Origin of the sequence: Bacillus sp. BD59S (assembly GCF_007363175.1) — a bacterium.
Lineage (GTDB): Bacteria > Bacillota > Bacilli > Bacillales > Bacillaceae_G > Bacillus_A > Bacillus_A pacificus.
In genome coordinates this window covers 3,925,020-3,945,362 of sequence record NZ_CP034686.1, presented here as the reverse complement: position 1 = coordinate 3,945,362, position 20,343 = coordinate 3,925,020, and the positions used below count along the sequence as shown (strand labels likewise).

General features: G+C 35.7%; 29 protein-coding genes and 2 pseudogenes. All 31 read left to right on the top strand.

What is annotated here, in order from left to right; genetic code table 11:
- Positions 1 to 216: 216 nt before the first annotated feature.
- Positions 217 to 936 carry a hypothetical protein gene (locus EKQ63_RS22670; protein ID WP_143881524.1) on the top strand — a complete coding sequence of 240 codons (720 nt, stop codon included), beginning with the start codon at positions 217 to 219 and terminating at the stop codon, positions 934 to 936.
- 40 nt (positions 937 to 976) lie between these two features.
- The gene (locus EKQ63_RS29990; protein WP_190240622.1) at positions 977 to 1,132 is read left to right on the top strand and encodes a DUF8088 domain-containing protein; all 156 of its coding nucleotides are present in this window, start codon (positions 977 to 979) and stop codon (positions 1,130 to 1,132) included.
- 47 nt (positions 1,133 to 1,179) lie between these two features.
- On the top strand, positions 1,180 to 2,559 hold the full coding sequence (locus EKQ63_RS22665) for a DNA cytosine methyltransferase (RefSeq protein WP_143881523.1): 1,380 nt from the start codon (positions 1,180 to 1,182) through the stop codon (positions 2,557 to 2,559).
- Positions 2,560 to 2,602: 43 nt separating this feature from the next.
- Positions 2,603 to 3,530: pseudogene (locus tag EKQ63_RS30395) on the top strand (DNA cytosine methyltransferase).
- 36 nt (positions 3,531 to 3,566) lie between these two features.
- Positions 3,567 to 3,800, top strand: a complete 234-nt coding sequence (locus tag EKQ63_RS22650; protein ID WP_143881522.1) for a hypothetical protein — start codon at positions 3,567 to 3,569, stop codon at positions 3,798 to 3,800.
- Between the two features lie 73 nt (positions 3,801 to 3,873).
- Positions 3,874 to 4,041, top strand: coding sequence for a hypothetical protein (locus EKQ63_RS29985; RefSeq protein WP_176520097.1), 168 nt, complete (start codon positions 3,874 to 3,876; stop codon positions 4,039 to 4,041).
- A gap of 26 nt (positions 4,042 to 4,067) precedes the next feature.
- Positions 4,068 to 4,367 carry a hypothetical protein gene (locus tag EKQ63_RS22645; RefSeq protein ID WP_143881521.1) on the top strand — a complete coding sequence of 100 codons (300 nt, stop codon included), beginning with the start codon at positions 4,068 to 4,070 and terminating at the stop codon, positions 4,365 to 4,367.
- Between the two features lie 23 nt (positions 4,368 to 4,390).
- Entirely contained in the window at positions 4,391 to 4,513 is a 123-nt protein-coding gene (locus tag EKQ63_RS22640) for a DUF3983 domain-containing protein (protein ID WP_048539310.1), read from the top strand.
- A gap of 20 nt (positions 4,514 to 4,533) precedes the next feature.
- A complete protein-coding gene (locus EKQ63_RS22635; RefSeq protein WP_143881520.1) occupies positions 4,534 to 4,716 on the top strand; it encodes a hypothetical protein in 183 nt (60 codons plus the stop codon).
- A 104-nt stretch (positions 4,717 to 4,820) separates the two neighbouring features.
- Positions 4,821 to 4,991, top strand: coding sequence for a hypothetical protein (locus tag EKQ63_RS29980; RefSeq protein WP_081366284.1), 171 nt, complete (start codon positions 4,821 to 4,823; stop codon positions 4,989 to 4,991).
- 27 nt (positions 4,992 to 5,018) lie between these two features.
- Positions 5,019 to 5,501: an ArpU family phage packaging/lysis transcriptional regulator gene (locus tag EKQ63_RS22630; RefSeq protein WP_098487824.1), complete on the top strand. Its 483-nt coding sequence runs from the start codon at positions 5,019 to 5,021 to the stop codon at positions 5,499 to 5,501.
- Positions 5,501 to 6,043 (top strand): site-specific integrase, encoded by a 543-nt coding sequence (locus tag EKQ63_RS22625; protein WP_001012146.1) that lies wholly within the window; start codon positions 5,501 to 5,503, stop codon positions 6,041 to 6,043. The genes EKQ63_RS22630 and EKQ63_RS22625 overlap by 1 nt, the downstream gene beginning before the upstream one ends.
- Before the next feature lie 217 nt (positions 6,044 to 6,260).
- Complete coding sequence (locus tag EKQ63_RS22620) at positions 6,261 to 6,899, top strand: hypothetical protein (protein ID WP_143881519.1); 639 nt, start codon at positions 6,261 to 6,263, stop codon at positions 6,897 to 6,899.
- Between the two features lie 391 nt (positions 6,900 to 7,290).
- A complete protein-coding gene (locus tag EKQ63_RS30390; protein ID WP_223290770.1) occupies positions 7,291 to 7,656 on the top strand; it encodes a hypothetical protein in 366 nt (121 codons plus the stop codon).
- Positions 7,657 to 7,695: 39 nt separating this feature from the next.
- Positions 7,696 to 7,869, top strand: coding sequence for a hypothetical protein (locus tag EKQ63_RS29975; protein ID WP_190240621.1), 174 nt, complete (start codon positions 7,696 to 7,698; stop codon positions 7,867 to 7,869).
- Positions 7,866 to 8,090 (top strand): hypothetical protein, encoded by a 225-nt coding sequence (locus tag EKQ63_RS22610; RefSeq protein ID WP_143881518.1) that lies wholly within the window; start codon positions 7,866 to 7,868, stop codon positions 8,088 to 8,090. The genes EKQ63_RS29975 and EKQ63_RS22610 overlap by 4 nt, the downstream gene beginning before the upstream one ends.
- Positions 8,091 to 8,306 (top strand): hypothetical protein, encoded by a 216-nt coding sequence (locus EKQ63_RS22605; RefSeq protein ID WP_073543712.1) that lies wholly within the window; start codon positions 8,091 to 8,093, stop codon positions 8,304 to 8,306.
- Positions 8,303 to 8,638 carry an HNH endonuclease gene (locus tag EKQ63_RS22600; protein ID WP_143881517.1) on the top strand — a complete coding sequence of 112 codons (336 nt, stop codon included), beginning with the start codon at positions 8,303 to 8,305 and terminating at the stop codon, positions 8,636 to 8,638. The genes EKQ63_RS22605 and EKQ63_RS22600 overlap by 4 nt, the downstream gene beginning before the upstream one ends.
- 152 nt (positions 8,639 to 8,790) lie before the next feature.
- Positions 8,791 to 9,126: a P27 family phage terminase small subunit gene (locus EKQ63_RS22595; protein ID WP_143881516.1), complete on the top strand. Its 336-nt coding sequence runs from the start codon at positions 8,791 to 8,793 to the stop codon at positions 9,124 to 9,126.
- Positions 9,123 to 10,781 (top strand): terminase TerL endonuclease subunit, encoded by a 1,659-nt coding sequence (locus tag EKQ63_RS22590; RefSeq protein WP_143881515.1) that lies wholly within the window; start codon positions 9,123 to 9,125, stop codon positions 10,779 to 10,781. The genes EKQ63_RS22595 and EKQ63_RS22590 overlap by 4 nt, the downstream gene beginning before the upstream one ends.
- A 65-nt stretch (positions 10,782 to 10,846) precedes the next feature.
- Positions 10,847 to 11,953 carry a phage portal protein gene (locus tag EKQ63_RS22585; protein ID WP_050511386.1) on the top strand — a complete coding sequence of 369 codons (1,107 nt, stop codon included), beginning with the start codon at positions 10,847 to 10,849 and terminating at the stop codon, positions 11,951 to 11,953.
- Positions 11,937 to 12,719: a head maturation protease, ClpP-related gene (locus EKQ63_RS22580; protein ID WP_143881514.1), complete on the top strand. Its 783-nt coding sequence runs from the start codon at positions 11,937 to 11,939 to the stop codon at positions 12,717 to 12,719. Before EKQ63_RS22585 ends, EKQ63_RS22580 begins: the two co-directional genes overlap by 17 nt.
- 19 nt (positions 12,720 to 12,738) lie before the next feature.
- Positions 12,739 to 13,902 (top strand): phage major capsid protein, encoded by a 1,164-nt coding sequence (locus EKQ63_RS22575; protein WP_143881513.1) that lies wholly within the window; start codon positions 12,739 to 12,741, stop codon positions 13,900 to 13,902.
- Between the two features lie 12 nt (positions 13,903 to 13,914).
- Entirely contained in the window at positions 13,915 to 14,208 is a 294-nt protein-coding gene (locus EKQ63_RS22570) for a hypothetical protein (protein ID WP_143881512.1), read from the top strand.
- A gap of 1 nt (position 14,209) precedes the next feature.
- Positions 14,210 to 14,563, top strand: coding sequence for a phage head closure protein (locus EKQ63_RS22565; protein ID WP_033693390.1), 354 nt, complete (start codon positions 14,210 to 14,212; stop codon positions 14,561 to 14,563).
- A gap of 1 nt (position 14,564) precedes the next feature.
- Positions 14,565 to 14,906: an HK97 gp10 family phage protein gene (locus EKQ63_RS22560; RefSeq protein WP_143881511.1), complete on the top strand. Its 342-nt coding sequence runs from the start codon at positions 14,565 to 14,567 to the stop codon at positions 14,904 to 14,906.
- On the top strand, positions 14,906 to 15,235 hold the full coding sequence (locus EKQ63_RS22555) for a hypothetical protein (RefSeq protein WP_143881510.1): 330 nt from the start codon (positions 14,906 to 14,908) through the stop codon (positions 15,233 to 15,235). The genes EKQ63_RS22560 and EKQ63_RS22555 overlap by 1 nt, the downstream gene beginning before the upstream one ends.
- Positions 15,236 to 15,823, top strand: a complete 588-nt coding sequence (locus EKQ63_RS22550) for a major tail protein (RefSeq protein WP_073543549.1) — start codon at positions 15,236 to 15,238, stop codon at positions 15,821 to 15,823. It abuts the gene before it with no gap.
- Between the two features lie 6 nt (positions 15,824 to 15,829).
- Positions 15,830 to 16,186: a hypothetical protein gene (locus tag EKQ63_RS22545; protein ID WP_143881509.1), complete on the top strand. Its 357-nt coding sequence runs from the start codon at positions 15,830 to 15,832 to the stop codon at positions 16,184 to 16,186.
- A 230-nt stretch (positions 16,187 to 16,416) separates the two neighbouring features.
- Positions 16,417 to 17,625, top strand: a pseudogene (locus EKQ63_RS22540) (DUF2207 domain-containing protein); the annotation flags it as partial.
- 257 nt (positions 17,626 to 17,882) lie between these two features.
- Complete coding sequence (locus EKQ63_RS22535; protein WP_143881508.1) at positions 17,883 to 20,309, top strand: phage tail protein; 2,427 nt, start codon at positions 17,883 to 17,885, stop codon at positions 20,307 to 20,309.
- Positions 20,310 to 20,343 lie beyond the last annotated feature (34 nt).

The window sequence follows — 20,343 nt, the reverse complement described above, 5'->3', positions numbered from 1 at the left end:
GGATAGACCTTATAAATAAAGGCTCCACTCTCAAAAGGGTGAGAGTGGAGCCTGTGGATGAAATTACTGAGTTCTTGGGATGGTGAACATCAGCACATAAATAATAGCATGAGTATTCAGAGAAATCATTGAGTAAATGTTTCCGATTTTTCAAATTATAGTTAATTGATTTTCATTAAACAAAAGCGTTATTTTAATCGAAAAGGAGAATGAGAGATGGAAAACCAAGAGAAATTAGTTGTTTTAAATGCAGATCAAAAGGCAGTTGCTTTAAAAGGATTAAAGGACTTGTTCTTTGCAGCACAACAAATGCATGAATGGTTATCAAAAGATAATTTAACTGAAGAAATGAAAGGGATATTAATTTCACTATCAGAGTCCCACATTTCGGATGTAGCAAAAGCAACAAACTATGAATCTAATCTTGCTAAGGAAAGAGCAGATCGTCACGCAGATATTCGTAATGCCAATATGCGTATTCACGAATTGGAACAACAGATGGCAGAAATGAAGCCAATTGATGGATTAAAAGAGCAATTAGCAGGTTTAACTCGCAAAGTTGATGAGTGGTGGGATGAACTTGGATTCAATTACATTTCGGAAATGAGTTTTAGCAAATGGGGCGGATTAGATATAAAGTTTGGATTTCAATTAGATAGGCTTTCAAGATTATTGAGTAGTACACCTGTATCGGATAAGGAAGAAGATGAAGACAAAATACAACAACTGCGCAATAAAGGATTTATTTTTACGGAGGAAGATAGAGAAGTACATCTTGCTGACAATGATATAAACAAGCAATTACTGGTACAACTTTTAGAAGAGAGATTTCCAAGCATACAAATTACAGGGATGGAAACTTGGAGCGGGAGAAGAAGCAGAGAAGCGCACATTCGATATGTCACAGCCTATCTTGGCGAATTACATGAAATTTAAACAAAATCGTTATTTGAATAAAAAAATGGAGGAATGAAAAATGAATACAGTAACTATTAAATTCGGTCAAGGTACACCAGCTTGGGAAGACATGACAGAAATAGTTAAATTCTTAGGAAAACGTGGATATGCAATTGAACCTGAAGAAGAAATTGGAACGGTTAAATTAACTAAGGAAATTAAAGAAGAAAACTAAACCAAAACCAAAACGCTATTTTATTAGAAAACGAGGGGGAAAGAGGAATGCAGTTGGATTTATTTCGCGAAATCATAGTCGACAACTTCGCTGGGGGTGGCGGAGCAAGCACTGGAATTGAACTCGCTACAGGTCTTTCGGTAGATATAGCTATCAATCATGATCCGGCTGCCATTGCGATGCATAAAGCAAATCATCCAGATACAGAACATTATTGTGAGAGTGTTTGGGAGGTTAATCCGGTAGAAGCTGTTAAGGGGAGAAAAGTAGGACTTGCCTGGTTCTCCCCAGACTGTAAACACTTTAGTAAGGCTAAAGGTGGTAAACCTGTAGAAAAGAAAATAAGAGGACTAGCATGGATTGCTGTTAAGTGGGCAATCGCTGTTAGACCAAGAGTTATTATGTTGGAAAACGTAGAGGAATTTAAAACATGGGGGCCTTTAAAAAACGGTTATCCTGATGAAGATAAAAAAGGGCTTACTTTTAAATCATTTGTAAAATCTTTAGAAGCATTGGGATACGAGGTCCAATTTAAAGAGTTGAGAGCATGTGATTACGGAGCACCTACAATAAGAAAAAGATTCTTTTTAATAGCAAGATGTGACGGTCATCCGATTGTATGGCCAAAGCAAACTCATGGCGATCCAAAAAGTGAAGATGTGCGGAAAGGGAAATTAAAACCATGGAGAACAGCGGCTGAAGTAATAGATTGGTCAATAGAGTGTCCTTCAATTTTCAGTCGTAAAAAGCCGCTTTCTGATAATACACTACGAAGAATAGCTCGAGGGATTCAGAGATTTGTAGTTGAAAATCCAAGTCCTTTCATTGTGAGAATAGGGCATACAGGATTTGGTGGAGATAGGTTGCAATATTCATTAGATAAACCGTTAACAACTATCACAACTAAAGCAGAACATTGCTTAGTTAGTCCTACAGTTGCTCAAATTGGAGACAGAAATGAGGATGTTACAACCGCATTTGTAGCGCAACACTTTGGCACTTCAACTGGTCATATTTTAGAAAAACCATTAAATACAGTTACAGCTGTAAATAAAGCTAGTATAGTAACTACATTTTTAACTAAGTATTATGGTTCAGATACGGGACAGCAAATAGATCAGCCTTTACATACAGTTACTACAAAAGACAGGTTTGGGATTGTAACTGTAAAAGGACAGGATTATAGGATTGTTGATATTGGAATGAGGATGTTACAGCCACATGAGTTATTTGCAGCTCAAGGTTTTCCAGAGAACTATGTGATTGATACAGATTATAAAGGGAACCGATATTCAAAAAAGGACCAGGTAGCGAGATGTGGAAATGCAGTACCACCACCATTTGCAGAACAATTAGTAAGGGCGAATTTACCAGAAATGTGTGTAGCAGTAGAAGACAATAAATTTAAACGTGCAATGGCAATATAAATTTGAACAAAAACTTCATTTTAATAGAAAGCGAGGTGGTGATATGAGTCTTACTTTTATAGATTTATTCGCAGGTGTGGGGATGATGAGAATCGGATTAGAACAAGCAGGGCATACCTGTATTGGTTTCTGCGAATGGAACAAACCTGCAAGGAAAACATATGAAGCAATGCATGATACAGAAGGAGAGTGGACGGAACATGATATCAGAAATGCAAAAGGAACTACTATTCCGAGGGCTGATATTTGGACAGCAGGGTTTCCTTGTACCGATATTTCCAAAAATGGAAAACAAAAAGGACTTGCAGGAGAACGATCAGGACTATTTACAGAAGTTATCCGGCTCATCAAAGAAGTACCTGAACATAAGAAACCTGCCTACCTGCTCTTTGAAAACGTTGATAACATATTATCAGTCAATAAAGGATGGGACTTTGCCCGTATTCTCACTGAAATGGATGGAGTCGGGTATGATGCGGAGTGGGATGTTATCACCTCAACAGAGGTTGGAATCCCTCAAAGAAGGAAAAGAATATTCATTGCAGGATATCTTAGAGGACAACGTATCAAGCGAATATTTAGTTGATACAGAGAAATATAAAGATTGCATATTAGAAGTAACTGACGAACATGTAAAAGTTAGACAAGCCACGATAAAAGGATACGATATTGGTCATGTAGGTGATGCTATTAATATAGCAGTACCGACATCCAAAACGAGAAGGGGTCGCATAGGGCACGGCGTAGCACAAACATTACTTAGATCCAGGGAACAATGTACGCTGCGTGATGGAAAACTATATTGGCTTACTGAAAGAGAATCGTGGCGATTGCAAGGCATTCCTGACGAATACTTTGATCGAGCAAAAGAAGTAACATCATCAAATCAATTATATGCACAGGCTGGTAACGGCTTAACGGTTAATATAGCAAGATTTATCGGTGAACGAATGGGTTATGAGAAAGATTAGTATAAAAATTTCATTTTGTAGAAAAGGGGAATGGATATGGAGAGAACGACTGAATATGACTATTGGGTTTCTTATATGTTTATTCGTAACGAAGGTGGGCATTGGGAGTGGGGAAATGCCCACGTGAATATAGTTGAAACATATAACGGTATTGAATGGATAAGAGAAATTGAAGAACGGATTTGTAGAAGATATAAATACAGTAAAGTAACGATTCGAAACTTTGTCTCATTAGTTCGTGAAAATAAAAGAGCAGCTAGCAAAAGCTAACTGCTCAGGTAATAGAAATGGGTTGTCTACAGTATTGACGGAATATTGAGTTTTATTCAAGGGAGGAAGAGAAATGAAGGATATAAAATTAACTCACTCGGGAGTAATGACAATTGTAGAGGTAGATGGTAATTACCTTACGTATAACAATCCAGAATCAAAGCATGTCGTTGAAAGTTTATTACTTATGTTAGATGATGCGGAAGTTATAAATTTAGAAATTGAAAACTCAACAAAATAATCCTCTTGTAGAAAAGGAGAATGAAAATGTCATTAGTGGAGAATTTGAAAGAAATCCAAGAAAAAACAATAGATGAAAAAGTATTGGAATTTGCAGGGGAAATGGAATCGGCAATAATCGAAAGTGCTGGAAAGGGATATTCAGGTTATAAGTATCAAATTCGTTATGATAATCCAGATAAACATATGATGCTTTCGAAAATTTTTATAGAAAAGTTACAAGAATTGATGGACGGTGTGAAAGTTGAATTTAAGAAAGAAGAAAGGAAGAGCCTTTTAGGTGGATCTTACTACGAACATTACATTCATTTTAAGTGGAATGACTAATAATAGAAAGCGAGGTTGGGAGAATGAAAGCTTTAAAGAAAAGAAAAATTAGAAAAGCAATTGCTCGTCGCACAAAAGAAGTGGAGAAGCATCAAGTTAATAAAGCTTGGAGAAACATCTTTGTACAAGCTGGAATTATAAAATAGCAATACTGGAGGAATAGAAAATGAATAGTAAACAGTTTTTCGGAATGTATTGGGCTCTTTACTTAATCATTATGTTCGTGACCTTTAGTAATTCAAAAAGCTTCATACAAGCGGGAATCATTATGGTACTTGTAATTTTTATTTCAGAGGTCGATCATCGTTATGGATTTTATAAGGGAAGCAAGAAGGCTAAAAGCAAATAAATATAGTCCGGCTAGAAAACTAGAGGACACCAATTCATTAAAGCAGCAATTACAGCTGTTTTAGGAATAGGTGTCCTTTTTATTTTGAAAAGGGAGATGGGGAAATGAAGGTGCTAAGAGATCAATTACGTGAGTGGAAAAAGCAATCAAAACAAGGAAAGAAGAAAAATAAGAAAAGAAAAAAAGAGAAGTTAAGTACGCGTGATATAGAGGATTTAATGGGGATTCGTGGACCGCGTTATGAACGCAGACGTGGAGCGTTAAGACAAAAGTAATTTAAAAATAAAAAGGAGTGGTCTTACATGACTAAACAATTATCTTTCTTACCAAAAATCGATAGAGTAGCAACACAAGAGGAATTAGAAGGTGTGTTGGAAAGCGTACGTATACATAGACAATTTGGGATGATGCGTAAAGAAATGAAAGTCACTCCTTCTTATGAAATTCGTGAGCATGGTCCTACACATACAGTCGGAAAACCGTTAGAAGATGTTGCTATAGCAAATATTCAACAAAGTAAACGAGAAGAATGGCTTGAGAGAATGTCATTACGTATTGATCAATTTTTAACTCGATTAGGAAACGGACGCGCAGGAACTATTCAAAGGGATATTATTTATAAACGTTATTTAGAAGAAGAGGACGTATGTGATTACATGGTTTACAACGAAATAGGGATGTCAGAGCGCACTTATCGACGTTGGAAGTCTAAAGCGTTTTATAAACTTGCTTTTGCACTTGGATTAGAAATTTACGAGACAGAAGAAACGGGAGGTAATGAATAATGAATTTTGTTCAACCAATACGTGATCCAGAGCAAATACAGCAGCTAAAAGATTATTTTAAGGAGAAGAGCTTACGTAATTACATTCTCTTCATTATGGGAATCAATACAGGCTTAAGAATCTCGGACATTTTGAAATTGAAGGTAGGAGATGTCAAAGGTAGTCATATATCTATGAGAGAAAAGAAGACAGGGAAACAGAAACGAATACAAATTACTGCAGCACTGAAAAGAGAGCTTAAATGGTTTATTGAAGAAAGAGAAGATAATGAGTACTTATTGCAAAGTAGACAAGGTAGGAATCGCCCAATTGGTCGTAGTATGGCATATAAGATATTAAGCGGAGCAGCCGCAGAGTTTGGATTAGATGAAATAGGAACACATACGCTTAGAAAGACGTACGGGTATCATATGTACATGCAAACAAAAAACATAGCATTACTTATGGAGATATTCAATCATTCGTCAGAGAAGGTCACATTACGTTATATAGGGGTAAACCAAGATGCAATGGATAAAGCAATGACTAGATTTAAAATCTAAGCATTGCTTTTTCTTTTTAAATCTATACAGTTACTCATAAATTTTGTACTGTGTAACTCAAAAGGTAAAGTTTAATTAAGTCAATGATACCAAGGGATTCGGCGAAGGGGTCAGTTACACACAATATAAGATATGGGTAACTAAGTAAAGGGTTTATATGATAAAATTACGATGTTGTATATTAAATTGTATTAATTTTAGGGAGAGTGCTATTTATATGGGAGAAGAAATATTAAATTATATTACTAAAATTGGACCAATGTGGGGTTTTATTGGAGCAATTATAGCATTAGGAGTTAATACATATGTTACCAACAAGAGTAAAAAGGTAGGGGTAAGGGCATACGTTGAAGTTTTAAGAGTGGCAGCTAATCTAAATGATGGGGTTTTTAAAAAAGGATCGAAAATAGTTGTTACTGATGAGTTAGAAGAGCAGCTAGCAAAAATTAAGGTTGAAGAAAGTGGAATAACTGATGAAATTAAATTGCGACCTAACTTTTTGAAGATAAAAAATATAAGCCCAAATCCCTGCTTTGGATTAAGAATACAAGGAATAAAACAAAACTCCACTGAAAAAGAAAAGTATATGGACTTAGAGCTTTATGTACTGAATAATGACGAAGAAATATATATTCCAATGAAATCTCATAATACTATGATTTATCCTACGTTAATTCTGCAAGTAGAGTACACAACATTAGCGAATGAAAAAATGATATATGAAAATAAAATGACATCAAAAAATGGAGAGGTAGTAGAAATCCTTCAAAGTATTTATGTTATTAAGAAGTTGTGGAAAAACGAAAAAATAGTTAAGACTACCGCTTCAAATATAAAATGGAGAGATGTAAATTAAGTGGCAGAGTCGTGACCGCTTTTTGGCAGGAAATGTGCCGTTTGTTTTGAAATCAACGTGATATATTTGTATTGTGAGAAGTGGCGGAAAACATTTTTCACGTTCCTTTATAATTCAAATGGATCGTTAGGCTATGGGTGATGGTTGAGGATTGAATGAGATGTTGTTTCTTGTTTTCAATGCCAAAGTCAAAATCTGTTGTGTAAACGGAGAAGAGCTTTTGCTCTTCTTCCAGTTCCTTAATAACTTAGGGGCAGATGAGCGCAAAAAACATTAGGTAACTGGAAAAAGAATAAAACTTCACGTACCATAATTGAGACATAAATGAATATTTGTAAGAAAGGCATCCATTCGGGTGCTTTTTATTTTGGATTAAGAGGTGGTGGTTCGTATGTTTAGGATATTTAAGATGTTTGTATATGATGTTAAGGTTCTTTTTCAACAAATCATTCAATTATGCAAAGGTACTAATCACGAACAATTCAAACCTACTTTAATTGTAGTTCATGATCCCATTGATAAGATGGTTGAAAAGGAAATGGCACAATTGAAATCTATAAAGGATGAGAAGGAGCAAGAAGAAATGAGCAAATATAAAAAGCAAATTACATCCTTAGATGAACTGTACCAAGTTATCGATGCACTAGAAACATTAAACAAGAAGTATCTAATTAGAAAGGTAGTACAAAAGAACGAGGTCATACCGAGTGGAGGAAAGTATTTGCGTAATATTTGGTATGTGGAAGAAGTAGAGTAGCTAATTTGCTGCTCTTTTTATTTTGGAGGAGGATGAAGGATGGAATCTAAAACATTAGTATTAAAACCTATAAAGCAATATAAGATTGATCCGAATAAAATCCAATCATTAGATGATGTAATTTCTATTTTAAAAAATATAACGATATATGTGAATGGTGAAGAAGCATTAAAAGGTCTTGAACATTTAATTGAAAAGGATGACGAAGAATGAAACTAACTAAACAAGAACAAGCGGTTGCAATTGGAACATTCATTGCCATGTTAGGACAGGATCTTGTAAATGAGCGTATCGATAAACAGAAATTAGAAAGTGCAATTCCAATCTTTAATGAGTTAGAAGATAACACAACACCAAAGCAAAAGAGAGAAGCGATGATTAGTTTGCTTGGTAAGGCAATGGATGAATTCATTAATAGTAAGGAGTTAAGGTAAATGGAACTAACTAAACTAGAGGTAGCGATTGCTCTTAGTGCATTCATTCAAGGTTTAAGTCAGGGAGAACGTGATAAAGGTAATGATATATTTAAACAAATAGAGAATGAATTAGATAACATAGTCAATAACTCAACACTAAATCAAATGAGGGAAGCTAGTGAAAGTGTTGTAAGCAAATTCATTCATAAGATATTAGAAGATGAAGAACAGTGAAGCAATACAAAACCAAACAACAAAAGCGTAAGTTCTATGACAGTGGTGAGTGGAAGAGTATACGTGAACAAGTAAAGAAGCGTGACAACTATGAGTGTCAGGAATGTAAACGAAACGGTCGGGTTCAAACAGATACAAATGAATACAGTGAGAGTGCCAAGCGTAAGAAGATACAGCTTGTTGTCCATCATATAAAAGAACTAGAACATCATCCAGAACTTGCATTAGAAATGGATAATCTAGAAACAGTCTGTGTGGATTGCCATAATAAAGAACACGGTAGAGTATTCGAAAAGAAACAGAATAAATGGGAACATGATGAAAAGTGGTAAAAAAGAATCAACTATAACACCCCCCCTTAAAAAATTTCGTCAAAAAATGCTCTAAGGGGCACCGGAGGAGGGGGTCGATTTTCTAAATTTATAAGCAAATTCGCGCGTTATATCAAATTGGAAAACGATGTAAATTAGAAGGGAGGGATATTGTGGCTAGAGTAAAGCGTGAAACAATGAGAAAAAGGATTGAAAAGGACTTAACAAATCAATTGAAAGAAAAAAAGATTATAGGTAATCATTATACTGACTTAATTCAAGACTATTTATCGTTGTGGGATTTAAAGTGTATTCTTGTTGATGATATTGAAGAAACAGGAATAAAAGTATCTGGCATGCACGGTCCGAAATCCAATCCTTCTATTAATGATTTACATAAAACCAATGATCGAATGATAAAGATTTTGGATGCACTTGGCTTGGAAGCGTCGGCCGAAGAACAGAAAACACCTTTAAAACCTAAGCGCTCTGCGAAAGATTTGACATGATTCAAAATCAGTATGTTATCGAATATATTGAGATGTATCGAACAGGGAAAATTAAGCTAAATAAAGAGCGCATAATGCTAATTGAGTACCTGGAGAAATACATCTTCGTACGTGATGATTTGTATTTCGATAATGAAATGCATGAGGACTATATAAAATTTACTGAGAAATGGTATTTTGAATTGCAGCCGTTTCAAAAATTCCTAACAGCATTTGTTTTTCTTTTTTATAAAGAAGACGATTCTGTTTTTTATGAGCAATTTTTAATTATGATGGCTCGTGGTGGCGGTAAAAATGGTTTAATTTCATCGTTATGTCATTTCTTTATTAGTCCGCTGCATGGAATAGATCGATACAATGTTTCAATTGTGGCCAACAATGAGAAGCAAGCAAAAGTGTCTTTCCGTGAGGTCTATGATGCTATTAAAGGGGAAGAAATATTAGAAGATATGTTTTATCGTACTAAGGTTGAAATACTTAGTAATGATACCCAAAGTATTATGCAATATCATACATCTAATGCTGGTTCTAAGGATGGACTTCGTGACGGTTGTGTTATTTACGATGAAATTCATCGATATGAAAATTTTGATGTAGTAAATGTATTCTCTAGCGGACTTGGAAAAGTGCCAAATGCTAGAGAATTTTTTATTGGTACAGATGGATTTGTTCGCGACGGATTTCTGGATAAGACGAAAGAGCGAGCGATGAATATTCTAAAGGGAAAAGATTTAGAAGATCCGTTGTTTCCTTTCATTTGCAAGATTGATAATCCAGAAGAAATTGATAATCCTGATTTGTGGGAAAAAGCGAATCCGATGTTTAGTGAGCCAAGAAGTTCTTATGCTAAACAATTATTTAAAAAGGTATTAACCCAATATAAACAATTAGAAAATAATCCTTCAAACCGTGAAGAGTTCATAACAAAACGTATGAACTATCCCGAAACAGACCTAACAAAGTCTGTAGCTTCATGGGAAGAAATCATGCGTACTGGTTTTGAAGAGGATGGAGAAACACTCAGAGAAGTTCCAGATTTAAAACACAAAGTAGCTGTGGGTGGACTGGATTTCGCCAGCATCAAAGACTTCGCGGCGGTCGGTTTACTATTTAAACATGGTGAGGATTATATTTGGAAAAGTCATTCATTTGTAAGAAAAGGATTCTTAGATAAGGTGAAATTAAAAGCACCAATTTATGAATGGGCTGAAAAGGGTTTGTTAACTATTGTGGATGAACCTGTAATTAATATTTCTCACATTGTAGATTGGTTTGTAGAAATGCGTGAGTTATACGGTGTTAATACGATTGTAGCCGATACTTTCCGTCTTGATCTTGTTAAAACGGCACTTGAAGCTGAAGGATTCACATTGTTATACATTCGTAATCCAAAAGCTATTCATTCTTTATTAGCTCCAAGGGTCGAAACGTTATTTGCAAACAATCGTATTATTTTTGGAGATAATCCATTAATGCGTTGGTACACCAACAACGTCTACGTCCACATCAAAAAAGACGGCAACAAAGAATATTTGAAAAAAGATGAATTTAAGCGCAAAACGGATGGATTCCAAGCTTTTATTCATGCACTATGGCAAGCGGATAACATTCTCGTGGATGAATTCGACTTTATGCTAGATGGTATTAAATTCTAATAAAGGGGGTGAGAATCATTGGATGGCTGGATGCGGTATTCAAAAGAAATAGTGAAGTAGGATTTATGTTTGATGTGGAAATGTTTATTGAGAAAGCAAATAGAGTACACATGAAACGACTAGCAATTGATACCTGTATATCATTTTTAGGTAGAACAATCAGCCAGTCAGAATTTAGAGTGAAAAACCGTGAAGAATTTGAAAAAAATGAGCTTTACTACCGATTAAATGTTAGACCTAATAAGAATATGACCGCAAGTACCTTTTGGGAAAGGTTCATTTACAAACTTATTTATGATAATGAATCTCTAATTATACAAGCTGATGATGGTGATCTACTTATTGCTGATGACTTTGAACATAACGAATATGCTGTGTTTGAAGATACTTTTACAAATGTCACAGTAAAAGATTATCAGTTTAAAAGAAGTTTTAAACAAAGTGAAGTCATTCATTTAAGATATCGGAATGACAAGTTATCACCTCTTATTGATGGTTTGTTTGCTGATTATGGTGATTTATTTGGTAGAATATTAAGTTCTCAAAAGCGTAAAAATCAAATTCGCGGAACAGTTGATATGGACATGCTTGCTGCAAAGAGCAAAGAACACCAATCAAAGCTGCAAGAGTTCATTGATAACATGTATAAAGCGATTGGAGAAAAAGACGTTGCTATTATTCCGCAACAACCAGGTTTTAAGTATGCTGAAACCTCAGCTGGGGGGAATTCTGGTCAGAGTGTGGAGGAAATCAATAAAGTAACGAATGGCTTCTTAAATCAAGTAGCAATGGCTTTTGGTATTCCGACTGCTTTGTTATATGGGGAAATGGCTGATGTAGAAAAGCAAACGAAAAATTACATGCTTTTCACAGTGAAACCATTATTAAAAAAGATTTCAGATGAAGCAAATGTTAAATTTTTTGAACAAGAAGAGTACCTTTCAGGCCAAAAGATTGAAATTAAGGCCGTTTCTTATCAAAGTATATTTGATCTTGCGACAAGTATCGATAAACTCATTTCTTCAAGTGCATTTACAGGGAATGAAATTCGATTAGAAGTAGGATATGAAGTTTCTGATGATCCTAACTTAAACACACATCATATTACGAAAAACTATACAAGGTTAACTCAATCCGAAGGAGGTGAGAAAGAAAATGACAGTGAAAATTGAGGTTAAAGGTCCAATCATTTCAAGTGATGAAGCTTGGATTTATGAATGGTTTGAAATGGATGCGACAAGTCCAGGAAGAATCGCAAAAGAACTTACTAATGCTAATGGAGAAGATATCATCGTATCAATTAATAGCCCAGGCGGTTATGTACACGAAGGATCAGAAATTTATACGGCATTAAAAAATTATCCTGGCCAAGTTGAAGTTCAAATCGTCGGCTTAGCAGCAAGTGCAGCATCTGTAATCGCGATGGCTGGAGATAAGGTTCGCATTTCACCAACAGCACAAATCATGATTCATAATGCTTCTATGTGGAATGGTGGAGATCATCGTGATATGTCAAAAGCGGCTGAAATGTTAAAGACAACAGATCGAGCAATTGTAAATGCCTATGTCATTAAGAGTGGTAAATCAGAAGAAGAACTACTTAATATGATGGCTGAAGAAACTTGGATGGGCCCACAACAAGCATTAGAAAATAATTTTGTGGATGAAATCATGTTTATGGACAATCCAGTTAAAATGACAGCTTCAACTGCTACTGCTGCCATGCTTCCGCAGAAAGTTATCGATGGTTTTAGAAATGGAACATTTAATAAAGGTAAAACTGGCGGGATTACAAAAGAAGATTTAAACGCTGCATTATCAGGGTTAAAAAATGAAATCCTGAATGATTTACAAAACAATATAGAAGAACAACCAAAGGAGCCTAATCCTAAACCTGTAAAAAACAGTGGGATTAAAGGTCTCCTTTTAAAATTATAAAAATTGGGGGAAACACATAATGGTTATTAAATTTAATAAATCTGAAGCATTTAATAAGGCAAAAGCAAAATTGACGGACACTTTAACTAACGCGGAAAGTACAGAACAAGAACAAACAGCAGCATTTGAAGGTTTCTTTGATGCACTACAAACAGATGTAGCAAATACAGTTCGTGAACAAGTAAATAACGACATGCTTGATCGTTCGATTTTGCAGCAACGTGGTCAAAATGTTTTAACTTCAGCAGAAACAAAATTCTTTAATGCAGTTGTTAAAGAAGGTGGATTTACAGATGGATCAATCCTTCCTGTAACGACTCAAGAGCGTGTGTTTGAAGATTTAGTTACAGAACATCCCTTATTAGCTGAAATTGGTTTGCAAGATTTAGGAGCAGTTACGAAGTTTATTTATTCTGATGCAACGAAGGCGTATGTATGGGGCGAATTATTTGGTGAAATCCGTGGGCAAATTGATGCCATCTTCAAGCAAGAAAAAATTGGCCAACTTAAATTAACAGCATTTGCAGCAATTCCGAATGATATGAAGGAGCTTGGACCGGAATGGATTGAACGTTATGTTCGAACTGTTTTAGTAGAAACATATTCCGTCGGTCTAGAATTTGGTTTTATTAATGGTGGCGGATCTGTAGCACACCAACCTGTTGGTTTAATGAAAGATGTAAATCCAGAAACAGGCGCTGTTACTGATAAAAAATCTTCTGGTAAATTAACATTTGCTCCGTCTGATAAAGGGGAAATTGTAGCAGGTGAACTTTATGAAGTAGTAAAAGCTTTATCTGTTGATGCAAAAGGAAAATCTAGAAAAGTATTAAATAAAATTGTAATGGTAGTTAACCCGATTGATGCGATTGGTGTACAAGCACGTAATACAATCCAGACATCAACAGGTCAATGGGTAATGGCATTGCCTTATAACATTAAACCTGTTGAGTGTGAGGAAGTCCCTGTTGGTAAAGCATTATTCTTTGTAAAAGGACAATATATTGCTGCAATTGCAGGAGGATATAAATTAAAAGAATTTGATCAAACGTTAGCTTTCGAAGATGCTACGCTTTATACAATCAAACAGTTTGCTAATGGTAAACCAAAAGATAATAAAGCAGCTCTTGTATATGACTTGAACATTTCTTTCACACCACCTACAACTCCAGAAACTAAATAAGGAATGATGTGAATGGATACAGTGATTTCAACTGAAATATTACAAGAATTTAAAGATAGGATGCACTTGGGTGATGATGAAGATGATAACCTAAAGCGCATCCTTTCTACATCTAATAAGGCATTACTTAGGATTTGTGGAAGTTATGATATAAATAATGACGAGGAGTTCAAGGAATTAGTCTTTGAACGCTCTCGTTATGTTTATAACGATGCATTAGAGTATTTTGACAAGAATTTTTTAAGTCAAATTAATAGTTTAGGAATCGATAAAGCATTAGAAGAAATTAAGTTGGACGGTGATTAATATGCGTCCTTTTCAGTACAAGAAACCACTGAATACAGGTGATTGTAGAAATCGAATTATCATTGAACAACCTGAAGTAATAAAAGATGATTTGAATCAAGAAGTTGAAACAGGTAATTGGCAAGAAGTAAAAAAAGCGTGGGCAATGATAAAAACGGTAAAAGGTTCGGAGTATATTGAAGCTTCAGCTTCACAGTCCACACGAATTTATCGGTTTGTAATTCCTTATACAACAGGTATTACAGAATTAATGCGAATTAATATGAAAGGTCGTATCTTTGATATTATCGAACCGCCAATGAATGATGATGAAATGTATCAAACATTGACTATTATCGCAAAGGAGCATGTTTAATATGAACGATTTTGCGAGCGAACTTGCTAGAGAATTACAAAGATATGCAAATGTTGTGGAAGAAGAATTACTGACAGCACAAGAAGAAGTAGCTGATCAAGCTGTAAGTAAATTAAGTCAAAGTGGTCCTAAAAAAACAGGTGCTTATCGTAAAGGGTGGCGTAAGAAGAAAGAGGGTAATAGTGTTGTTGTCCATAATACAAAAGGACAACTCACGCATCTTTTGGAAAATGGTCATGCAAAGGCTGGTGGTGGACGTGTTCCGGCTCAAGTGCATATTCGTCCAGTTGAAGAGTATGTAATTAATGAATTACCAAGACGGATTGAAAGGGCGCTTGAATAATGACATTAGGTGAATTAATAAAAATCCTTGAGGCTACAGGTTATCCTGTGGCTTATTCGCATTTCATAGCAACGCCGGGTAAACCAGTGCCAGCGCCACCTTATATTTGTATCCTTGTGGACGGATCATCAAATTTAATGGCTGATAACAAGGTTTATCACAAGATAGACGATGCGAATATTGAACTTTACACAACTAAAAAAGACTTAGGTGCAGAAGCAAAACTTGAAAAAGTCCTAGACGATTATGAGATTCCTTATGACTCGTATGGGACTTTTATTGAATCTGAAAAAATGTATCAAAAAATATACGAAACGAGGTTGATATAAATGAATGAAAACAAAGTAGCCTTTGGTCTGAAAAACGTCCACTATGCACTTTATGATATTAAAGATGGTGTAGTTACCTTTAGTACACCGATTCGATTACCAGGTGCAGTTGAATTAACGTTTGATCCACGAGGGGATTTAATTGAATTTTACGCTGATGACATGCTTTACTATGCAGCTAGTAATAACCAAGGTTATGATGGGACGCTATCTATTGCGACTATTCCAGAACAATTTGCAATCGATGCATTAGGAGAGGAATTAGACGAAGAAGATGGTGTGTTAAACGAATTAGCTGACGCGAAAGGAAAACCATTTGCGTTGTTATTTGAATTTGACGGAGATGTACGAGCGACACGACACGTTATGTTTAACTGTGCAGCGAGTCGTCCAACACTTGCATCTAAAACGAAAACTAATTCAGCAGAGCCAAATACAAATGAGCTTAAATTTGTATCAAGCCCTATTGATATTAATGGAAAACGTATGGTTAAAACGAAAACTACAACTAAATCAAAACAAGAAATTTATGATAATTGGTACAAAAAAGTTTATACAAAAGTACCAGCATTACCAAAAGGAGCGTAATAGTAAATGGAAAAGACAATTACAATAGACGGAAAACAAGTCAGATTAAAAAGTACGGCGGCAACAGTTAAAAAGTATAAAGCACAATTTAGACGTGATTTGTTTGCAGATATGCTTAAATTAGGAGTTATTGCTCCTTCAAATCCTCAAGCTGGCGCTACTATTGATTTATCGAATGCAGATTTAAGTAAAGTAGATTTTGAGGTTGTTTATGATCTAGTTTGGCTATATGCGAAAGCAGCAAATCCAGAAATTGCTGATCCAATTACATGGTTAGATGGTTTTGATGAGTTCCCTATCTCTGAGATTCTTCCAGAAATTATGGACATGATTCAAAGTACGATGGGTGCAAAAAAAAAATAAAGAAAAGTAATGGAGAGCAAGGGACGTTCAGTGATGAAGAATTAACCACTGATACGTTCCTTGCTCTTTGTTATAAAGCGAAACTAACGAGTTGGGATTTAGAAGATATGACAATTGGTGATTGTTTTGACTATATTGCTGAATTCGCTGAAATGGAGAATCCAGACAAAGAAAAAGTTAGAAAAGCAAATCAAAAAGACTTCGATTCATTCTAAGAAAGGGGTGAGAAAATGGCAGGAAGAATTAAAGGTATTACGATTGAAATTGGTGGCGAAACCACAGGTCTTCAAAATGCTTTAAAAGACGTAAATAAACGTAGTAATGATTTAACAAAAGAGTTGAAAGATGTTGAACGGTTACTAAAGTTTGACCCTGGGAATATTGAGGCACTTTCTCAAAAACAACAGTTACTCACACAACAAATAGAAAATACAACGCAGAAATTAGATAAATTAAAGGCAGCAGAACAGCAGGTACAAGCCCAATTTCAAAACGGTAAAATTTCTGAAGAACAATATCGCGCTTTTAGGCGTGAAATTGAATTTACAGAAGGGTCTCTTAATGGTCTGAAAAATAAGCTTGGAAATATGAAGGCTGAGCAAGATAATGTAGCGAGTTCCACAAGGCAATTAGAAACATTGTTTAGCGCAACTGGGAAAAGTGTTGATGATTTTGCAGGAGCATTAGGGAATCGTCTTGTGAATGCAATTAAAAGCGGAACAGCAACAAGTAGACAATTAGACCAAGCGATTGGTCTTATTGGTCGTGAGGCGTTAGGAGCAGAAGGTGACATTGAAAAATTACAGCGAGCGCTACGATCTGTAGATTCTGGTAATTCTATTCAACAAGTACGAAATGAGTTAAGAGACTTACAGCAAGAGGCTGGTAGAACAGAGAAGAAATTTGAGGGCTTAAAAATAGGATTAGAAAATGTCATTGGTGGAATGGCGGCAGGTGGCGGAATTGCAGCCGCTATTGAAAAATCGATGGATATGTCAAAGCTACAAACAAAGATTGATATCGCTTTTGATGTTCCAGAGTCATCGAAAAAATCAGTTGAAGAAGCTGTAAGAGGTATTTCGGCTTATGGATTAGATGCTGAGGAATCTCTTGCAGGTGTACGAAGACAATGGGCTTTAAATAAAGACGTAAGTGATGAAGCGAATGCAGCAATCGTAAAAGGCGCAGCGACAATTGCTCAATCTTATGAAGGGATAGATTTTACTGAGTTAATCCAAGAAACGAATGAAATTGGAAATGAATTAGGGATTTCGCAAGATGGCGCTCTTAGTATGGCTGATGCTTTACTTAGAATAGGATTCCCACCAGAACAATTAGATATTATCGCTGAATATGGTGGGCAACTGACACGTGCAGGATATAACGCTGAAGAAGTACAAGCGATTATGGAAGCTGGGGTTGAAACAGGAACCTGGAATTAGATTATAGTTCCCTTGTATGGCGACATACAATGAAAAACTCCTTTAATTCAGTGAAACTCTCAAATGAGACAATACTGAGCGAAGCCTTTTAATTAAGGAACGTGCAACGACTAGTCGAAAGACGTAGGGTGTAAGCATATGACACTCGAAATGGGGAGCAACTCAAGTAGTTGAAGATATAGTCTAATCTATGCGGTGACGTATAGCAGTTCATAAGAGAACGGGCGTGACGTTGCGAATCACGTTGAATCTAAATGATTGATAATCTCTTAGATGGCCTGAAAGAAGGGCGTATTAAAGCAGCTGAATTCGGTCAAGGTGTCGATAAAGCTATGACAGAAGCTCTTGAGGGTACAAAAATTTCAGCAGAACAAGTTGAAAAGTGGGGGAAAGCTGTAGCTAACGGTGGTAAAGAAGGTTCCGCAGCTATGACTGAAATTGCGCAGGCTTTATCAGAGGTCGATGACGAAACAAAACGTAATGAACTAGGTGTTAAATTTTTTGGTACGATGTATGAAGATCAAGGACAAAATATCATTAACACTTTACTAGGTGCAAAAGATAAAACAATTGATTTTGGGAAGCAACAAGATAAATTGAATGATTCCATTAAGAAAATGGATGCAAATCCAGCAGTTAAGTTTCAAAAAGCGATGCAAGATTTACAAATGGCTCTCAAACCTGTTCTCGGAGTTATAGCTGATGTTGTTGCTAAAATTGCGGATTGGATTTCTAATAATCCAAAGTTAGCGGCTACATTAGCAGCTATAGCAGTAGCAATTGGTGTGATTTCAGGAGCGTTTATGGCGTTAGCGCCAATTGTTGCTGTCATAACGAGTATAGGGTGGGCAATGACAGGATGGATTGCTCTTATTCCAATAATAGTAGCGGCTGTTGTCGCTTTAGGGGTAGTTATTTATAAAAATTGGGATTCTATAAGGCAATGGACCATTGATGCTTGGAATGCAATTGGAGAGTTCTTAGTAGGAATATGGGATAGCATAGTACAATGGGCAAGCGAAACATGGAATAGTATTAGTGAAACTACGTCGGAAGTTTGGAACTCAATTAAGGAGTTTTTAATAGGCTTATGGAATGGAATAGTTGAGTTTGTTGTAACTTGGGGAACCGCCATTTTAGAAGCATACATTGGTATTTGGACTTCTATTTTTAATTTCTGTATGGAAATTTGGAATGGAATTGTGGAATACCTTACTTCTGTTTTACAAGGAATAGCAACTTTCTTCACCGAAGTATGGACTTCTATTTCAACCTTCTTCCAAGAGACATGGAATGGTTTAGTTGCCTTTTTAACTCCTATTTTACAAGGGATTGCTGATTTCTTCTCTATGATTTGGAATGGTATTTCTACAGTGATTCAAACTGTATGGAATTTCATTACTCAATACTTACAAGCGATTTGGACAGCTATTTTATACTTTGCTACACCAATATTTGAAGGTATAAAGAATTTTATTTCTGAATGTTGGAATACCATTAGTTCTACTACAAGTTTTGTATGGGAAACGATTAAGAATTTCTTAGTTTCCTGTTGGAATGGACTTGTAGCATTTGTTATGCCGATTTTTGAGCAAATCAAGTCTTGGATTATTGCGGTGTGGAATACAATCAGTACAACAACAGTAAATGTATGGAATGCAATTAAGAGTTTCTTGCAATCATGCTGGAATGGAATAGTTGCATTCGTGGTACCAATTTTTAATTCGATAAAAGGATGGATTATAAATACATGGAACACGATTAGTTCTACTACAAGTGCGGTATGGAACGCTGTAACAAACTACTTATCTAGTTTATGGAATTCAATCGTTTCTATAGCGAGGTCTATTTTTAATAACATTAAAGAGGCTATTTCAACAGTTTGGAATATGATTAGTAGTGCAAGCGTCAGTGTATGGAATGGTATTAAATCTACTCTTGCGAGTATTTGGGATGGGATTAGATATACAGCAGCATCAATATGGAGTGGATTGACAGATGCAATTATGACACCTGTAAACTGGGTAACAAGGGCTGTTATTGGCGCGTTCCAAGGTATGCAATCAGCTATACTGGCTGTGTGGAGTGGAATTAAAAGTGGTATAAAAGCGGCTATTAACGGACTTATTTATATGATAAATAAATTCATTTATGCATTTAATACACCAGCACAATTATTGAATAGAATCCCTGGTGTGAGCGCTCCTACGATTCCATATGTACCGATGCTTGCTAAGGGCGGAAAGCCTGTAGGTGATGGTTCATTTATTACTGGAGAAGCCGGACCAGAATTATTTACTAAGAAAGGTAATTCCATTACGGTTACACCTTTATCATCAAAAGAAAAATCACTTGGTATTACTGGAACTATGAATCAATTAATGGGTGATATGAGTCGTATGATGGCTAGTTCTATGAATCAATTATCAGGCTTGAAAACTGTTATGAGTGGTGTATATGGAAATATGTCTAATAGCAGACAAGCTATGGCAAGTAGCGTATCGAATCAAGTAGTTAATTATTCGTCTGAATCGTCTGGCGGCGGAGTAATTCCAATGCTTGGTGGTGATTTAGTTGTGGAAGTTCCTGTTATCTTAGAGGGAAGAGATGTGGCGCGCGGTACTTATCGATATACGAAAGAATATCAAGAAAGAGAAGAACAAAGAAACTCAGCCTTTTAGGTTTGGGTTTCTTTTGTTTTATAAAGAAATGAGG

Coding starts and splice junctions, on each gene's coding strand:
- EKQ63_RS22620 (WP_143881519.1), top strand. CDS start 6,261: ATGGGAGAAGAAATATTAAATTATATTACTAAAATTGGACCAATGTGG.
- EKQ63_RS29980 (WP_081366284.1), top strand. CDS start 4,821: ATGAAGGTGCTAAGAGATCAATTACGTGAGTGGAAAAAGCAATCAAAA.
- EKQ63_RS29975 (WP_190240621.1), top strand. CDS start 7,696: ATGGAATCTAAAACATTAGTATTAAAACCTATAAAGCAATATAAGATT.
- EKQ63_RS22580 (WP_143881514.1), top strand. CDS start 11,937: ATGACAGTGAAAATTGAGGTTAAAGGTCCAATCATTTCAAGTGATGAA.
- EKQ63_RS22630 (WP_098487824.1), top strand. CDS start 5,019: ATGACTAAACAATTATCTTTCTTACCAAAAATCGATAGAGTAGCAACA.
- EKQ63_RS22545 (WP_143881509.1), top strand. CDS start 15,830: ATGGAAAAGACAATTACAATAGACGGAAAACAAGTCAGATTAAAAAGT.
- EKQ63_RS22605 (WP_073543712.1), top strand. CDS start 8,091: ATGGAACTAACTAAACTAGAGGTAGCGATTGCTCTTAGTGCATTCATT.
- EKQ63_RS30390 (WP_223290770.1), top strand. CDS start 7,291: ATGTTTAGGATATTTAAGATGTTTGTATATGATGTTAAGGTTCTTTTT.
- EKQ63_RS22560 (WP_143881511.1), top strand. CDS start 14,565: ATGAACGATTTTGCGAGCGAACTTGCTAGAGAATTACAAAGATATGCA.
- EKQ63_RS22555 (WP_143881510.1), top strand. CDS start 14,906: ATGACATTAGGTGAATTAATAAAAATCCTTGAGGCTACAGGTTATCCT.
- EKQ63_RS29990 (WP_190240622.1), top strand. CDS start 977: ATGAATACAGTAACTATTAAATTCGGTCAAGGTACACCAGCTTGGGAA.
- EKQ63_RS22570 (WP_143881512.1), top strand. CDS start 13,915: ATGGATACAGTGATTTCAACTGAAATATTACAAGAATTTAAAGATAGG.
- EKQ63_RS22590 (WP_143881515.1), top strand. CDS start 9,123: ATGATTCAAAATCAGTATGTTATCGAATATATTGAGATGTATCGAACA.
- EKQ63_RS22635 (WP_143881520.1), top strand. CDS start 4,534: ATGAATAGTAAACAGTTTTTCGGAATGTATTGGGCTCTTTACTTAATC.
- EKQ63_RS22585 (WP_050511386.1), top strand. CDS start 10,847: ATGTTTGATGTGGAAATGTTTATTGAGAAAGCAAATAGAGTACACATG.
- EKQ63_RS22670 (WP_143881524.1), top strand. CDS start 217: ATGGAAAACCAAGAGAAATTAGTTGTTTTAAATGCAGATCAAAAGGCA.
- EKQ63_RS22640 (WP_048539310.1), top strand. CDS start 4,391: ATGAAAGCTTTAAAGAAAAGAAAAATTAGAAAAGCAATTGCTCGTCGC.
- EKQ63_RS22650 (WP_143881522.1), top strand. CDS start 3,567: ATGGAGAGAACGACTGAATATGACTATTGGGTTTCTTATATGTTTATT.
- EKQ63_RS22625 (WP_001012146.1), top strand. CDS start 5,501: ATGAATTTTGTTCAACCAATACGTGATCCAGAGCAAATACAGCAGCTA.
- EKQ63_RS22550 (WP_073543549.1), top strand. CDS start 15,236: ATGAATGAAAACAAAGTAGCCTTTGGTCTGAAAAACGTCCACTATGCA.
- EKQ63_RS29985 (WP_176520097.1), top strand. CDS start 3,874: ATGAAGGATATAAAATTAACTCACTCGGGAGTAATGACAATTGTAGAG.
- EKQ63_RS22565 (WP_033693390.1), top strand. CDS start 14,210: ATGCGTCCTTTTCAGTACAAGAAACCACTGAATACAGGTGATTGTAGA.
- EKQ63_RS22575 (WP_143881513.1), top strand. CDS start 12,739: ATGGTTATTAAATTTAATAAATCTGAAGCATTTAATAAGGCAAAAGCA.
- EKQ63_RS22610 (WP_143881518.1), top strand. CDS start 7,866: ATGAAACTAACTAAACAAGAACAAGCGGTTGCAATTGGAACATTCATT.
- EKQ63_RS22665 (WP_143881523.1), top strand. CDS start 1,180: ATGCAGTTGGATTTATTTCGCGAAATCATAGTCGACAACTTCGCTGGG.
- EKQ63_RS22645 (WP_143881521.1), top strand. CDS start 4,068: ATGTCATTAGTGGAGAATTTGAAAGAAATCCAAGAAAAAACAATAGAT.
- EKQ63_RS22535 (WP_143881508.1), top strand. CDS start 17,883: ATGATTGATAATCTCTTAGATGGCCTGAAAGAAGGGCGTATTAAAGCA.